We start from the raw sequence: 16,600 nt of genomic DNA on the forward strand, positions 1-16,600 counted from the left end.
TATTTGGACACTTTATTGAATATTTTGTATTAAATCCAATGAATTTTTATAATTTAATAATTTTATTAGCATTGAATTTATTTTCAATGCTATTTTATTTAAATCATCTTGATAAAATATTGATAAATCTATTCCTTTCGGTAAACTTTGTCTCAAAATTTCATTATTATTTTCGTTTAATTCTTTTTGGATAGAACAACCAACATTAGCAAAATAAACTTTTATTTTATAAATATTTTCAAGTTTTTTCACCTAATAAATTCCTTATCACAATCAAATGTAATTGTTTTTATTGTGCCAGATGGTTTGTTTAAAATAAATTTTATTATACTTTCTATGACATCTTTGCTTTCTATATTATTAGTTACTGGTATTAGTTATTAACGGGATTGATGTTTTAAATCAATCATATATTGGCTAAAGTTATAATTGCTGTTTTATGGTTTTTTACCAACTATAGTATTTCTTTCTAGATGACCAAAGACATTCATAGTTTAATATTTGAAAATTCAATATTATGTTCAATAATTGTTCGACAATTATTGACTTTTCTGTGGTTTTCTGTTTTATTATGTGGTTTATTTTTACCTTTTCGTAATAAATTTTCTTTATTAAAATTATAACGAGAAAAGGTAAAAATATTATATATAAGGTGTTTGAACAGATAAAATCTTTGTCAATATTTCTTTATATTTGTAATAATATCTGGTGAAGTAGTGTTAATAATTAACTAAATAATTAATAATTTAAAGGTAAATTTTATTTAATGTTTTTGTTTTACGACCGAATTTTTTATTATTTTTGAATATGTTCCTATAAGTTGGAACATATTCATGTGGACTTTCAAATAAAATATAATTATGAAAAAAGTAGGAATATAAAAATAGGAAGAAATTCATGGTATATTAATTTAAAAAACAAACTGTTTTATTTTATCAAAATAGCAAAACAATTGTTGAAATTTTTAAGGAATATAAGTTGTTAAAATCAACTATATATCAGTGAATTGAAAAATTTCATAATTCTGGATTTTTTAAAGCGAAAAATAATCACACCGTTGAAGAAAATGAACTTTGTGAGATTGCCTTGCGAAAATAATTAATCCAATTATAATGAAAAACAACTTTTTAAAGAGAACGGCGCTAATGGTTGATGAAAAAATAGAAATTATTAACAATAATAAAGAAAAATATTCCATGCGAAAAATTGGTCAAATAGGATCAAAATTAAAGATAGCAAAATCAACATATTACTATCAAATTAATAAATGTGGCTATAGTTGATATTAATAATTATGAACAAAAAGTTATCAGCGCATTTAATGCCAATCGTAAAATTTATGGGTCTTATAAAATTAAAGCTTTTTAAATCAGAAAGATATTATCTTATCGCGAAGAAAAATTCACCAAATTATGATTAAAGATTAGTTAGTATCTAAATGCACCAAATTAAAATATCGTAATCATAAGTTGGTGGTTAATAACAACGAAATTAGCAACGTTTTAAACCGTGAATTTAATTAATAAACATCCCAATGAAGTTGTTGTTAATGATTTAACATATGTTTAATGTGGTGCTAAATAACATTATCTTTGTTTGTTAATTGATTTGTTTAATCGTGAAATAATTGGCTATAGTGTCGAGACAAATAAAATAGTACAACTAGTGCAAGAAACCTTTTATTCAATTATAAGACCATTAAAACAAATTACGTTATTTCATAATAACTGGAGTAATGAATTTAAAAATAAAATCATTGATAATATCTTAAGTACTTTTAACACCAAACAATCATTAAGCAATAAAAGCTATCCTTATGATAATGCTGGGGCTGAAACAATTTACAAAAGTTTTAAAAAATAATTTGTCAAGAGGCAAAAATTTATAAATTTAACCCAATTAAAATACAAATTATTTAACTTTGTGCATTAATATAACAATATTCGAATTCACGGTAGTTTAAATTATTTAATACCTGTTGAATTTAGAAAAAAACAACAATCCATATAAAAGTGTCATAAAAATGGTTGCTAATCTACTCTTATACAAATGAATTATACTATATCTTGACTAATAGTAAGAGCACCATTAAAATTTAAAAAAAGTCTGTTCCCTATTAATTAATAGTGGGCAAGCTTTAAAAACACAGTTATTTCTTCATTTTTTTAATTAATTTTTTTATTTTTTCATTACAACTTGAATAAACATCAGATAAACTACGTTTTTCAATCATCGCCTTAATCATTTGTGAAATTAAATCAGCAATAGAAATAATTTCTAAACCATCAAATAAACGATCCTCATTAATATCAATTGTATTTGTAACAATAACTTTTTTAACTGTCCCATCTTTAATAACTTCAATTAAACGTTTTTTTGCTGGTGGTGAAAATACACCATGACAAGCTAATAAATACACTGCTTTTGCGCCATTTTGTTTCAATGCTTTCGCTGCATTGCAAGTTGTTCCAGCCGTATCAATCATATCATCAACAATAAAACAAACACGATCTTTAACATCCCCTAAAACAAATTGAATCTCACTAACATTTGGTTTTGGTCGGCGCTTATCAATTACCGCAATATTACCAACTAAATTCCCTAATCGATCAGCAACATTCCGTGTCCGAACTAATCCGCCATGATCTGGTGAAACAATTGCTACATATTCCTTGATGTGGTCTTCTTCAATTTTCCGCATAATTATTTTTACTAGTTCTTGAGTTGAACGTAAATCATCAACTGGTACATCAAAAAAACCCATCGATTGTGGTGAATGTAAATCAACAGTCATTACCTTTGTTGCCCCGGCTGTTGTTAACATATTTGCTACTAATTTACACGTAATTGGTTGACGACCACGGGCCTTACGATCTTGACGAGCATACCCAAAGTAAGGGATTATCACATTAATACTTTGAGCGCTGCCACGTTTTAAAGCATCAATAGCAATTAATAATTCCATTAAATTTTCATTAACTGGCCAAGATGTTGATTGAATAATATAAACATTCTTCCCTCGTACCGAATTCATTGTTCTTACCATAATTTCACCATCAGCAAAACGAATTGTTTCCATTTCTTGCCTTTTAACACCTAAAATTTTACAAATTTCATCAGATAATTTTATTCCCGCAGATAGGCCATATATTCTAAAACTTTTTTCTTCCATTAGTTCTCCTTTAAACATTTAAGCTCCAATAAAAAATTATAAATTGAATTTATACCTATTATTATATACATTTGCATAATGAATTAAACAAAATTTTATCATAAAAATGATATAATTAAAGAATTAATGTGATAAAATGATACAAACAAGAGATATTATTGATAACTTTCGTTCTCACATTAATAAAGATAACATGATATTTAATTTGTAAAAGTTAAAGATAATGTTTGTTTGTGTTCGTTTATTGGGATTGTGTATTGGTTGTGGTTTAATTTATTCAACAATTAAAGATAGCGTAGAACAAATTGTCAAACAAGAAATGCCTGATATTAAATCTGTTGAAGTTATTATTTAACTTTTTTTGTATTGTAAAATATTACTTAAAAAAATAATGAGTAATAGAAATTCATATTAAAATTTATTAAGTTTATCAACACGAAGATTATGACGCCCAGCATCAAATGCAGTATTTAAAAACATTTCAACAATTCAAATCGCATTTTGATTAGCAATAACTCTAGCCCCCAACGCTAAAACATTAGCATTATTGTGTTCACGAGCTAATTTTGCTAACAACGTTTCATTACATAATGCTGCTCGAACCCCTTTTACTTTATTTGCTGCAATTGAAATTCCAATGCCCGTTCCACAAATCACAATTCCAATACTATTTTTCTCTTGGATTGCTCTTTCCCCGACAGCTTGACCAATATCAGGATAGTCAACTGCCGTCACACTATCTGTTCCCAAGTTAATAATTTGATGCTTTTGTTCTGTTAAATATTTAACAATTGCTTTTTTCATTTCAGTTCCCGTATGGTCGTTCCCAATTACAATTTTCACTTTTTAGTACTCTTTTATTTCTAATTTAATTATAACATATTGCTTTCTTAAATAAAAAAACAAAAATTAATTTTTTGCAATAATATCTAATAAATTGCTAGGACTCATTGGCATCACCGTTATAATTAAATGGGATTTTTTTTCAACAACAACATATAAATCCCTTTTAAAATCATCTAACTTAATATATAAATTACGGATTGTTTCAATTCGGTCAGAAGAATTATCAATCATTTTAATAATTTTTTCTTTAATAATTCAATCATTTTCATTTTTAAAAATTGGAATTCGTTGACGAATTCGTTGTAAACAATGAAAAGAAAAATTTAAATTATGTTGATAATAATAACCCATTCTGGTCCACCTACTTTGTAATTATTATACATAATATTTAAAAAAATATTATAAAATATTAAGAAAAAGCACTCTCTTGCTTTACACTTTTTTATCTATTTGCTATAATTCCCTTGTATCTTAAAAGACGAAAGGAGATAAAAAATGGCTAATATTAAATCACAAATTAAAAGAGTTAAAACTAACGCAAAAGCTAATTTAGCAAATAAATCTTTTAAATCATCAGTAAAAACAGCAATTAAAAAAGCTGAAATTGCAATTAACACTCAAGAAACAAACGCACCAGAATTAGTTAATATTGCAATTAGTTTAGTTGACAAAGCAGTTACTAAGGGAATTTATCATGCTAATAAGGCCGCTCATGTTAAAAGTAAATTAATGATTAAAGCACACTAATTTTAAATCCTTTTCAACAAAGACAATAAGTGTATTAAAAATAAAAAAATTTATAACTAGTTATAAATTTTTTTATTTTTAATTATTTTATTTATCTTTTGATTTATTATAATCATCTTTTTCAAAAACATTATCATCCTTAAAATCATCATCAAATAATGTTTGATCAATTTCATACTTTTGTCCATTCATCATTGCTGTTACAGCTTTTTGGTATTCTGTATTAGCACGAATTAATTTATTACTGTCTATTTTAGGAGATAAAACCGCTAAAACAACAACCATAATCCCAGCAACAATCCCAACAATCATTGAAATAATTGTGAAAATTCGTAATACTTGGTAAATTGTACTATTATTAACTTCATTTACTAAACTTTTAATTATAAAAGCTAAATCTGAATCAGGTAATAATAATCCCCCTGTTGTTTCTAAATTTGGATCGTTTTTTAAAAAATACCCACCCTTTGGAACTGAGATATTATTAAAATACTTATCAACAGCATTTGGTAATAATACTTGGATTAATGATAATGAAGAATAAAGCAAAATAATAATTGACAATACAACTGGTCAAAATCTAACAACATAATTATCCCGTTTAAAACGTTTCTTTCTCAATAATTCATTACCCAAGAAAATTCCTGGTAAAATTGATAAAATTCCTAAAAATATTTGTAAACCCGCGGACTGCATTAATAAAAACTTATACTTTGAGCCAAAAACAAAAACTTCACTAAAATTATTATTATTATTGTGTAAAGCACTGTCAACGCCACCCCCAACAATAATTATTTGGCTAGTCCCTGGAATTGTATAAACAATTACTTTTGTGTCTAAATAAATATTTAAATATGAATTTAAAAATCATAATAAAACTAACAAAGCAGAAGCTAAAATCACAAAACCAGCAACAATTTTCTTTAAAATTGGCATATATTTTGGTTTTGAAGTATAAAAATAAAAATGGGGATTTAAGCGAGGGTGAATAGGCATATTTGCCATTTGTTGTATCATTTGTGATATATCAAATTTACCATAATTATTAAAATCTGGAACAATGCTGCCAATTGAGGCTCCCGTTCCACCAATCCCAACTGTAAATCCTGGATCAGATGACGACTCAGCTGCCTTTTGTTCATTAGTTTTAATTTTCAATTTATCTCTAGCATTATCAATTGCTTTTTCATCCGTAAAATCAATTGTTGCATCAATTAATTCATTTGTAATGTGATTTTCTTTAGTAATATAACTTTTTTCAACTTCAAAATATTTAACAATATATTGCACAAAAGTAACATATTGTTCATCTAGGGTACCGAAAGTAACACCATCAACTTTCTCAATAGTTTCTGATTCATTAGTAATATCCGCTAAAACTTGAGCAAATGAAAGGGTAAACTTATTATCATTTAAATTTGCATTAAATTCTTTTTCTAATGTTAATAAATTACAAATTTGTTGAATTACTAATTTTTTAAATTCAACATTAACTATTACATGTGCCTTTATATTATCATCTTTGAAAACATTATGTAATACATAAACTATATGTGCATATAATTTATTTTCTTTCATTGATTTGTTTCCCCCATATCTCTTTGTGATAATTTAATTTATATCAAATAATTTAATTAAATACAAATCACTACTAATTTCTCTTCTTATTATACCTTTTTTTATATTATAATCAATTCAAAATAATTCTTGAATAATATTATTTGTTTTTTTAATACTAAAATTATGCATATGTTCTAAAATTTTCTTTACTCGAAATGGATGAATTTGTAAAATTTCAACAATTTGAGATGGTGTTTTCTTTAAAGCCAATAGAACAATAATATCTCTCGTAAAAATAATACTACTTGTAATCAATGTTAATAAAACAATACTACTTAATCCTCGTTCTTGCAAATAATGATAATTTATTAAAAAACTATTTAAATCATTTTTAAATAAGTCATCAACTAATTTAAAAATGTCGGTATCCAAATATTTTGTCATATTATTTTCAATTAAGTCATCGGTAATATCATAATTAATTAATAATAATTTTTTTAATTCATTTCGGATAATATACAAATTATTTGGTAAATATTCCGCAATCTTGGGAATTAGATGCTGTTTAATCGTTCCATTATTTTTTACAATATAATCATTAATAAATTTTGTTAATTCATTATATGATAAATTTGTCGCCTTTAAAACACTAGTTAATTCCAACGTTTGTTTCGTTATTTTTAAACGATTACTAATCTTATTGACTGGGCAAATAAAAATAATAAAAGTACTAGGATTTGGTGCTGTTAAATATTCCATTAACTGTGGTAAATTACTCTTATTATTTACTTTTGCTTTAATTTTTACTTCAGTAATAAAATAACTATCATTTACAATGATAATTCTTTTATTTGAAAATAACGGAATAGTATTAGCATCATTTAAAATCGATGGTAAAGAATCTTCTAAATAATTATATTCTTGTAAATCATATTCATTATCAGGATTAATTTTTGCTAAAATCTTATTTTTCTGCATTTTAATTAAAAAAGCATCTTCGCCATATATTAAAAACATCTTTTTGAAACTCCTTTAAAATGTTCTAAAAACTATGATAAAGTAATATTATCATAAAAAATATTAATTAAAATGATAATTTAAAATAATTTAATTGATGTCGTCTGTAATGTACTATTAAATTACAAATTGTGTTTACCACCAGTAAAATAAGTTTGACAATTAATCTCCCACAATCTTGCTAAAACTACCCTGGCCGGATAATTTTGTTGTTTGGTTTTTTAACCAGAAATAAAATAAACTTATATACTAATCTTTGCAAAAAAGTTATACTTTAACTAGTTTCTAAAACATGGTGAGCAACTTGTAACAAAGTAATCGACAATAACTGTTATTTGAATAAATTTATTTCAATCTCTTTACTAATATCCTTTGTTAGTAAAATTTGATAATGCTTTATTTCGGTCAAAAAGACTAAACTATTATTATTTGGTCGTATAAATTATTTTGGGTCTTAAATTAATATCTTAGAAATTGTGAAACAATATAACCAATTACTTAATTAGATTTTATTTAAATAAAGGTAAAAAATAAAAGAAGATTAAAATCTATTCTTTAATTCTTACTTAACTTTTACATTACCATCTTCATCAATAATTAAGTCAGGTTCTTGTATATTTAATGAATTTCAACGATAAACTGACTTAAAATATGTTTCATTATTATATAATTCTCAATCTGCCGGAGCTAAATAAGATGAATACCTAACATATAAAATAAAATAAAATGGATACCCAATTTCTTCTCTTAATTCTAATGTATGTTTATTATATTTATCAAATATTTTTCCTATTTTTAATTCATTATGTTTAAATTTAACAATTTTTCAATTATCATTTTTATCACCACGTCATACAACAAAATAATAATTATTATCTGCTTGTTTAAATGGTTTTTCTTGTGGTGCTATTCATTCTAAATTGTCTCTTATTTCTTGGTTTTTAGTATCTATTTTATGTTTTTCTTTTTCTTTTTTTAATTCATCTTCGCTATATTTTAGCATATTACAAGCAACTAAACTTGTTGTACTTGTGCTAATAATTAAAGTGATTGTTCCTAAAATGCTTAAAACTTTTTTCATTTAATATTTCCTTTTTATTATTATCAATTAAGTAATTATACTAAAACAGTATAGTTAACATTTACACTTTCTATATAAATATTTATATCATAAAAATTAATAGTTTCACTATTATTATTAATTATTATTAATAATTTCAACTTTAATTTTTGTGATATCTAAATTATCATACATTTCTTTTAACTTATCTTTAATTTGTTGTTCAGTTGGATTAAATAAACCAGTAGTTAAAAATTCACCTAAATTAGGTTTAGTAATAATTTTATTTAAATTAATATTAGATATAAAATTAACGACTACTTCACCACTTAAAATATCTTTTTAAAAATTTATTTTTGCACTTACGGTGTTATACTATTAACTTCAAAATAATTTATATTATTTTATAAATTTTTATTTAATTCTTTTACTTTATTTTTAATTTTTTCTGAATTTGGTTTATCAACACCACTAATTTTAATTAAACCTAATTCTAAATTTTTAAAAATTGATTTTATTAGTCAAGAATAATTAATATCTATTTTACCAGTATAAATACTTGTATCATTTAAATTAACTTTACTAGTATACGATGTAATATCTATTAAATTAATTTTATTAATGTCTAATTGTGAATTTGATTTTTTTTAAAAAAATTTAAATAATTTTTCATAATAAATATCATTAAATTTATTTATATCAATTTCTCCTAAATTAGTAATTGTAATAACTTTATTTATTGGTACAGATTTATCAATTATAAAATTACTTGTTTTTTACTACTAAAACAAATTATAGTAATTACTACACTATTTTCAGTAATATTTGTAACATTAATGCTATTAATATTTGTTTGGGGATTTAATTGCTTTATTTTTTTGATTTTTTGTTGAGTTGGTATGTCAGCTCCATTATTTTTAAATATATGTTTAGTTTGATTATTTTTTGTATCTCTTTTATTTTCGGTTATATTTAAAACTGTTCAATTTAATTCAGATAAATCTTTAATATTATTTTTTTTGATAGGGACAATCGGCAATTACAGTTGGCACAGCAATCCCACTAATTGTTAATATGCTTAATAAACTTAGTAATTTTTTCATTTATTTAATCCTCTTTCCTGTTATTAACGGGCGCTGTGTAGATACAAAAGGCAAATTTATATATTGTTTAGATTAATAATAAAATATTTTTAATAAATTACAACCATTTTTTTCAAAAAAATAAATTTTTGATTGCATAAATTATTCGGTGGGTGATGTCTTATTTAAATAAATATTTATCTATTAAAATAGAACTAACCAAGAAAAAGATAAATTTATCTTTTCTAATTAATTAAATTATATCATAAAATTAAAAAATTACAAACCAAAAATAATAATTTATAAAATAGGTAATTTTTATTAAAATAAAAGTTATGTTCTTTTTGTAGTTTTTTTATTTATCTTTTCAAGATATAATCCAATTAAATCCACGCTATTATCTTTCACCATTTTCATTGTAATCATATTTTTAAAAACTTTTTCACTATATGGTTTAGAGCTATAGCCTTTTAACCGTTTAACATTATGATAAATTTGTGATTTAATGCAAAAACCTCATATATCAATTTTTTATAAACCTTAATTCCATCTTTTTTTTATTAATATAATTAATAAATTTTTTTATATCTTTTTTATCTTTCAAAAATGGATCTTATTTAATGTTTTTGATTTTTATTAATTTTTTTAATATTTTATTGTTCTATTATGGACGCTATTTTAAATAATTTATTCATATCTCAATAAATTTTTTTATCATTTTTTCATTATTAGTTAAATTTTTAATAAATTTTTTTATTCAATAAGGAGATATTTTTCAATTCTTTCACTAAGTGAAGTTATTCTAAAATGTAAATTGTACCAATTTAATTAGCAAATTTTGAGATTCATGTTGCTCCATCACCTGCAATAGTTAATTTACAATTTTCAATATTATAATTTTGATGTAAAAAATGTAAAAATTCTTTTTTATATGCTAAATTATACTTGCACTTACAAGTATAATTTAGCATATAAGTAATTACTAATACAATATGACATTTTCTTATTCCTCCTAATTATTTTTAGTGTTTAATGCTCAATGTTCATAAGTAATATCATCAAGTTACAATGGATAAATTATAAGCATTAATTTATTTAATTTGTTTTATTTATTACATTTAAAAAAATAATCTCAATATCTTTGTTTAAGACAAATTTTCTTTTTCATATAAATCTCCTAAATTGTTTGATTTATTTTTTATCAATTTGTAATATTTTTCAACCATCTAATGACAAATCTAAAATATCATTAATTTTGTAATGTCGCATATATGAATTAATAACATCTCATTTATTTTTAAATAAATTTAAGTACATTTTTGCAAAGTATAAACACTGTAAATCATAATGATTTTTATGATGAGAAATACGACAATTAATAGGTTGACAATTAACTCAATCAAATGATGTTGTTGTTTCATTTCAAGTTTTATTAATATACAAACTTTTATATTCTGTCATTATATTTCCTCCTATTTTTAATTCGTTGGCACTTACTTTAAAGTGAAAGTTCTAAAGCGATAGTTAGTTATATAAGTATTTATCTATTTATCTGTTTATTTACTATGCCACCCTTTTCAATAAGGGTGAAAAGTAGCGGTATATTGTTTAATAATCGATAGTTGTTTTTTACTTTTATATTCAGGGAACTATCTTTTTTCACCAGCACCATTTCAGGTCAAAACGTTCAGTTTTTAAAATAAATTTACTTGCACTTTGAAGAGATTGGTGTTATTTTTGTGGTTTTTAAAACCGCCGCCACTTTTAAAAAGTAATATCTATCGCCAAATTTATTTATAAAGTTATCATCTCAATATTTATTGTGGTTTGATGTTGATCTTGCACTTATTACAACTATCGCTTAGTTCTAATAAACTAGCGTCGATTTACATATTTCCTCATACACTATTTCAGTACTCGCTTCGGCTGGCTGTGGGAATGAGTTTAAACTCATGTTATGATAAAATCACTTAATTATTTAAAATAACTACCCACAATGCATTAAATTGTTTTATAAAATCAAAATTTTAAAAAACCAGTTTCTAAATCAAAGATAATTTTTGAATTTTCTAAGCGTTTATAAAATATCTTTTGTTTTTTATCTTTTGTCTGATTTAATAAATATTTGTGTTTATCAAAAGTTCATAAAACTTTATTTGATAAAAATTCTTCGGTAATGAATGATATTGATAATTGTTACAAATCAATATCACATATCCTTTGTTGCTTATTAATTTTCATTATCTTCTCCTTTTCTTGATATTAAGTTTTTTATAGCAAAATTAATTAACTGAAATAGAGAAAGAACAACACTTTAAATTAGGAGAAAAACAGATACATTTTTTGTAAAGATTTCTAAGATATTTAATAAATGTGTAACACAACTTTAAGTTAACGAAAAAGTTGTGATAAAAGTTTATATGTTTAAGAATTTAAAATAATGTCTTTTTTTTAATTAATTAATAATTTTGATTTTAAAAATAAAAAAAACAACTATTTTTATTTAACAAAAGTTGTTTTTGGGGAGATTAATCGTACACGATGCCATATAAAAATAAAAAAAATCTCACAATAAATTTTTCCGGTTCATCGTACAGGACGCCTTATTTATTCTCCTTATTTAAAAAGGCAATAATTTTTTCAAATTTAACCTCTTGTTCTTTGTTTGTTTTTTGATTTTTAATTTTAATAACATTTTTTTTTAATTCTTCATCACCAATAATAATTGCGCGTTTCGCTTTTAACCGCTCTAAAGATTTAAATTGTGCTTTAACACTGCGTGCTAAATAATCACATTCCACACGTAAACCACTGGCACGTAACATTAATAAAAGAGAAACCGCGAAATGACGCGCATTATTTGATAAACAAATTAAATAAGCATCAAGATATGGTTCATCAACCAAAGTAATGTTCTGTTCTGATAATGTTAACAATAATCGTTCTAACCCCAAAGCAAACCCAACAGCGGGATAATCCAAACTTGGTTCAAAGGTATGAACCAATTGATCATATCTCCCTCCGCCTAATAGGGTTAGTTCTCGTTCTTTTTTATCAATAACAATTTCAAAAACAACCCCTGTATAATAATCTAATCCGCGAACTAGTTTATAATCTAAAACAAAAGGCACTTCTAATTTTGTTAAAAAACTTTGTAAGACTTTAAATTCATTATTTTCTTCTTCTGTTAAATAATCATAAATTTTAGGCGCTGTATCAAATTTATTTTTGTCAATCTTACAATCCAATACACGTAAGGGGTTCTTTTTAACACGAATTTGACAATCATAACATAATTCTTGTTGTTGGAAGAAAGCTGTTAAAACAACAAGATACTTTGTTCGCTCAACACCGACGGTTAAATAATTTAATTTTAAGGTTAAATAATTTAATCCAATTGTTTTTAAAAGTGTATACCCAAGTAAAATCACTTCAACATCTAATAAATAGTTCTTTGCCCCAACAACTTCAACACCAAACTGATTAAATTGACGTAAACGTCCATGTTGTGGTCGTTCATAACGAAACATATTGCCAAGATAAAATAATTTTAATGGTAATTCATATTTTCCATATAATTTATATTCAATAATACTACGAATTACAGGGACTGTTCCTTCTGGTCGCAAAACAAATTCTCGTTCTTTTTTGTCTAATAACTCAAACATTTCTTTACTAACAATATCTGTTTCAACTCCGATCGAACGAACAAATAAATCTTTCGCTTCAAAAATTGGCGTTCTAATTTCATGATAATTATATTGCATTGCAAGACTACGCAATATTAATTCTAAGGCACTTAATTCACTTGCTTTTTCATAATAGATGTCTTCTGTTCCACGTGGTTTTTGAATATTCATAACTAACTTTCCTTCTAAATAAAAAACTAAAAGAATGCTTAAGAATAAAAAATCGCGGTGCCGTCCTATTTCATTATCTTTTAGTTAATGCGCTTTATTGTAAAAACCTATTAAATTTTATCATAACGTTGTCAAAACACTTTAAAATTATAATAGTTTTTCCACCAGCCACTATTTATTTGTTAAATTATTATTACAATAATTTATTTCAATTAAAATTATACCTATTTTTTAAGAAAAGTAAAATAAATTAAACATTTTTAACTTATTTAAAAATTAAAAATACTATGAAAATAATTATGCTAAGTTTTCATAGTTAAATATTTTTATATTATATTTTTACACGTATTTATAAAATCATCTGGAAAATCTATTATATTAACATAATCTAAAAAAATAATAATCTTAACAATATTTTCCATTATATTTAATTTAGTTTTCTTTTTGCCAAATAATACATAATATTCATAAACTAAATTGGCCGTATAAATTATTTTGGGGTCTTAAATTAATACTTTAGAAATTGTGGAATAATTATATGACTTACTTAATTAAATTATATTACTTTTAATTTTGTTGTCAATATATTTTTGTATTTTTTTAATTTTTCCATAACAAAAATACATTTTTATTAAAATTATTTAATTTCTTATATGAAAATAATAAAAATATAAGCTTAATTATAAATTATTATTTACAAAATTATTAACTGAATAATTAAATTTATTTTCTTCTAATAGTTGTTCACTACTATTAAATAAATCAATTTTATTTTTTAATCCCACCATAATAGCATTTAATTTATTTCTAATAGTTTTTCGCTATAAATTGTTTTTTGATCATAGTGCCTTTTCAATAATGAAAAATATCACCTTCCATATGACAATCAATACTATTTCATAGTGTTTTATTTATGACTCTTTCTTCATTATTTTTAATTAATGCAATAGTTTTATTCAAAAAATCTAATTTAGCATCACTTATAAAAAATTTACTTTCTTCTAAGCGTTGTAATAATTCTTCATATATAGCATTATAAAAATAATCAACGGCTTTATGATTTGTTTCTCTATTTTCCTTATTTTTATTTTGATAAGGATATAATTTTTTAAATCTACTTTTAAGATGAATTTTATATATTGTATGGTTAGTTTTATTTTTAGGAAAATATTTATACATAAAATTTTTAGTATTTTTAATTAATAAAACACCATCACCTAAAATCCATAATTTCAATATTGGGTGTCATGTTGTAATGAGTTTAAATTAAAGTAAATAATTTTATAAGAAATGGTTTTAAATTTGTTTTTTAAAAGATAATCTAGAATATTATCACATTTTAAAAACATCTAATTTATTTGCAATTACAGGTCTTTTTACAGTATATTTTTCTTCATCACATTCAGCATATGTATGGTAGATACTATTGTGTGTGTGTTTTTTTTTGATTGGCAACCCTTTTTAGGAAACTTTTTATATGGAATGTTGAATTTATAAAAACATTCCATATAAAAAGTTTCCTAAAAAGGGTTGCCAATCAAAAATTCATTATTATCTTTAAATTATTTTTCACGAATATGTTCTTTATTGTAAAATTCTAAACATAATAACTCTAAATTATTTATTAATAATAATATTTCTTTATTTCAATTAATAAAATCTTGATCTTTTATATATTTTTTATGATGAACTATTATTCCTTTATTTAAATAACCCTTATCTTTTTTACATCTTTCACACATACTCATTTTTAAAGTGAAGTAATAATCTCTTACTTTTTCCATTCAGTAGTATGATATAATTTATTATTAATTGGACGAATTTTATATTTATTATTCATTAATAAATTATTATTATAATATTTAATCATCATTAATTAAAATATTTTCATTAAAATTGTTATTTTTTCATTATAATTTTCATTATTAATATTGTTGTTTGATTTAATGTTAATAAGTTATTGATTATCAATATAATTTATATTGTTTTAATCATTAATAACTGTTTGATCATATTTATGTGTTTCTTGCATTTCAATATTAATAATTACTCATTTTTTTAATAAAGTAGATAAAATAGTTTTAATAGCCATATCACCAAAACAACTAACCATAAACTTTCCATATTTTTATAAGTTTGTTAATATTTACTAAAATGACTTTCGCATTATTCTTTTGTTAAAAATAAAGTTTTCAAAACCATTAAATGATTTAAAATATGCAACATATCCAATAGTTTCTTTTTTAATTATTTGGTTTTTATCTTCTATTCAATTATAATTATATTCTTCCTTTAAAAAATTAAAATTTTTAAATTCACCATTTTTATCTTCAATAAGCATTAATAGTTAAATATTGTCCAGTTATAATAGCAAGTTGGATATATATATCCCTTTATATCCTATTTGAAGTTGTACCAAATACTTATTTTCTTTTTCATTGTAGTAAAGTACAACATAAATAAAACCTAAATTTTGATCTATTGGTAAATTTAATAACATAACTTGATAACACGCTGATAAAGTACTATTTGATTCACATTTACTAAATAATTTATTTTTATTTCAAATTGAAAGAACATTTTTAACAAAAATATCTTTTTCTTTTTCATTTTTAAATTTTGTATTTAATCAATTTTTTGTGTTTGGTTGTTTTAAATAATTTTTAATTTCCATTTTAAATCTCCTATTTAAAATTTGCACAATTTTTAAAAAATTGTGCTTTTGCGTCTTGCCATTCTAAATTTAATTTAGTTATTATTTTAAAATTAATTCTTTAAATTTCATTTTAATTTATAATTCAAATTTCACTTTTATCAGCAACATTGATACCTTTTGCTTTTAATAAATGCGCATATCCTGTAATTTGTAATTGTGCCATTTTAATTTTTTTAAGTTCAACATTTTTTCAAATTTTAAAATCAACAACAACCGCATTATTATTTTCCATATAAAACCGATCGGTGTACTACAAATTAACCCATATAAAATTGGTTATTCTATTATTACTATAAATTTTTTAAATTCTTTTTCATTTTTTTAAATAAAATCATTAAACTTTTTTATTAATGGAAATAATTATTTAATTTCATTAAATTCAACATTTAATAAATTTAATATTTGATTAATATTGTTTCTTTCGTTTTCATTTTTAACACAATCATATAATGTTATTGTTAAAAATTCATTAATAATATTACCCTTAATTATTGCTTTATTAAAATATACAAAACATTTAATATCAGAATAATTTTTATT

General features: G+C 22.9%; 20 protein-coding genes. 4 read left to right on the forward strand and 16 right to left on the reverse strand.

Translation table 4 applies throughout. The annotated features are described in order from the left end of the window. Positions 1-12: 12 nt before the first annotated feature. Positions 13-252, reverse strand: coding sequence for a hypothetical protein (locus tag ACE38S_RS03240; protein WP_374696371.1), 240 nt, complete (start codon positions 250-252; stop codon positions 13-15). Positions 253-1,112: 860 nt separating this feature from the next. Here ACE38S_RS03240 and ACE38S_RS03245 point away from each other — a divergent pair. After that, a complete protein-coding gene (locus ACE38S_RS03245; protein ID WP_374696372.1) occupies positions 1,113-1,289 on the forward strand; it encodes a hypothetical protein in 177 nt (58 codons plus the stop codon). 307 nt (positions 1,290-1,596) lie between these two features. Further along, positions 1,597-1,863 (forward strand): hypothetical protein, encoded by a 267-nt coding sequence (locus tag ACE38S_RS03250; protein WP_374696373.1) that lies wholly within the window; start codon positions 1,597-1,599, stop codon positions 1,861-1,863. Positions 1,864-2,149: 286 nt separating this feature from the next. Here the strand turns inward: ACE38S_RS03250 and ACE38S_RS03255 are convergent, their stop codons facing one another. Next, positions 2,150-3,172 carry a ribose-phosphate diphosphokinase gene (locus tag ACE38S_RS03255; RefSeq protein ID WP_374696374.1) on the reverse strand — a complete coding sequence of 341 codons (1,023 nt, stop codon included), beginning with the start codon at positions 3,170-3,172 and terminating at the stop codon, positions 2,150-2,152. Positions 3,173-3,395: 223 nt separating this feature from the next. Between ACE38S_RS03255 and ACE38S_RS03260 the strand changes: the two genes are divergently transcribed. Beyond that, positions 3,396-3,527, forward strand: coding sequence for a NifU family protein (locus ACE38S_RS03260; protein WP_374696375.1), 132 nt, complete (start codon positions 3,396-3,398; stop codon positions 3,525-3,527). Positions 3,528-3,583: 56 nt separating this feature from the next. On the opposite strand, the gene rpiB is transcribed toward ACE38S_RS03260, so the two are convergent. After that, positions 3,584-4,015 carry a ribose 5-phosphate isomerase B gene (gene rpiB / locus ACE38S_RS03265; protein ID WP_374696376.1) on the reverse strand — a complete coding sequence of 144 codons (432 nt, stop codon included), beginning with the start codon at positions 4,013-4,015 and terminating at the stop codon, positions 3,584-3,586. Positions 4,016-4,081: 66 nt separating this feature from the next. After that, positions 4,082-4,369 carry a hypothetical protein gene (locus ACE38S_RS03270; protein WP_374696377.1) on the reverse strand — a complete coding sequence of 96 codons (288 nt, stop codon included), beginning with the start codon at positions 4,367-4,369 and terminating at the stop codon, positions 4,082-4,084. A 144-nt stretch (positions 4,370-4,513) separates the two neighbouring features. On the opposite strand from ACE38S_RS03270, the gene rpsT reads away from it, so the two are divergent. Then, entirely contained in the window at positions 4,514-4,765 is a 252-nt protein-coding gene (gene rpsT / locus ACE38S_RS03275) for a 30S ribosomal protein S20 (RefSeq protein WP_374696378.1), read from the forward strand. An 87-nt stretch (positions 4,766-4,852) separates the two neighbouring features. Here rpsT and ACE38S_RS03280 read toward each other — a convergent pair whose 3' ends face one another. The 12 genes from ACE38S_RS03280 to ACE38S_RS03335 form a co-directional block, all read right to left on the reverse strand. Further along, the gene (locus ACE38S_RS03280; protein ID WP_374696379.1) at positions 4,853-6,343 is read right to left on the reverse strand and encodes a hypothetical protein; all 1,491 of its coding nucleotides are present in this window, start codon (positions 6,341-6,343) and stop codon (positions 4,853-4,855) included. Between the two features lie 33 nt (positions 6,344-6,376). Next, positions 6,377-7,342 (reverse strand): DNA polymerase III subunit delta, encoded by a 966-nt coding sequence (holA, locus tag ACE38S_RS03285; protein ID WP_374696380.1) that lies wholly within the window; start codon positions 7,340-7,342, stop codon positions 6,377-6,379. Positions 7,343-7,904: 562 nt separating this feature from the next. Beyond that, on the reverse strand, positions 7,905-8,423 hold the full coding sequence (locus tag ACE38S_RS03290) for a lipoprotein (RefSeq protein WP_374696381.1): 519 nt from the start codon (positions 8,421-8,423) through the stop codon (positions 7,905-7,907). A gap of 736 nt (positions 8,424-9,159) precedes the next feature. Further along, a complete protein-coding gene (locus ACE38S_RS03295; RefSeq protein ID WP_374696382.1) occupies positions 9,160-9,441 on the reverse strand; it encodes a hypothetical protein in 282 nt (93 codons plus the stop codon). A 1,234-nt stretch (positions 9,442-10,675) separates the two neighbouring features. After that, on the reverse strand, positions 10,676-10,945 hold the full coding sequence (locus ACE38S_RS03300) for a hypothetical protein (protein ID WP_374696383.1): 270 nt from the start codon (positions 10,943-10,945) through the stop codon (positions 10,676-10,678). Positions 10,946-12,087: 1,142 nt separating this feature from the next. Further along, positions 12,088-13,344, reverse strand: coding sequence for a histidine--tRNA ligase (gene hisS, locus ACE38S_RS03305; protein WP_374696384.1), 1,257 nt, complete (start codon positions 13,342-13,344; stop codon positions 12,088-12,090). Between the two features lie 807 nt (positions 13,345-14,151). Then, positions 14,152-14,580 carry a hypothetical protein gene (locus ACE38S_RS03310; RefSeq protein ID WP_374696385.1) on the reverse strand — a complete coding sequence of 143 codons (429 nt, stop codon included), beginning with the start codon at positions 14,578-14,580 and terminating at the stop codon, positions 14,152-14,154. 326 nt (positions 14,581-14,906) lie between these two features. Then, positions 14,907-15,128 (reverse strand): hypothetical protein, encoded by a 222-nt coding sequence (locus tag ACE38S_RS03315; protein WP_374696386.1) that lies wholly within the window; start codon positions 15,126-15,128, stop codon positions 14,907-14,909. Positions 15,129-15,331: 203 nt separating this feature from the next. Further along, positions 15,332-15,457: a hypothetical protein gene (locus tag ACE38S_RS03320; protein ID WP_374696387.1), complete on the reverse strand. Its 126-nt coding sequence runs from the start codon at positions 15,455-15,457 to the stop codon at positions 15,332-15,334. 36 nt (positions 15,458-15,493) lie between these two features. After that, complete coding sequence (locus ACE38S_RS03325; RefSeq protein ID WP_374696388.1) at positions 15,494-15,685, reverse strand: hypothetical protein; 192 nt, start codon at positions 15,683-15,685, stop codon at positions 15,494-15,496. A gap of 21 nt (positions 15,686-15,706) precedes the next feature. After that, positions 15,707-16,018, reverse strand: a complete 312-nt coding sequence (locus ACE38S_RS03330) for a recombinase RecT (protein ID WP_374696389.1) — start codon at positions 16,016-16,018, stop codon at positions 15,707-15,709. A 112-nt stretch (positions 16,019-16,130) separates the two neighbouring features. Beyond that, positions 16,131-16,292, reverse strand: coding sequence for a hypothetical protein (locus ACE38S_RS03335; protein ID WP_374696390.1), 162 nt, complete (start codon positions 16,290-16,292; stop codon positions 16,131-16,133). Positions 16,293-16,600: the final 308 nt, after the last annotated feature.

Origin of the sequence: Spiroplasma endosymbiont of Polydrusus formosus (assembly GCF_964263245.1) — a bacterium.
Taxonomy (GTDB): domain Bacteria; phylum Bacillota_I; class Bacilli_A; order Mycoplasmatales; family Mycoplasmataceae; genus Spiroplasma.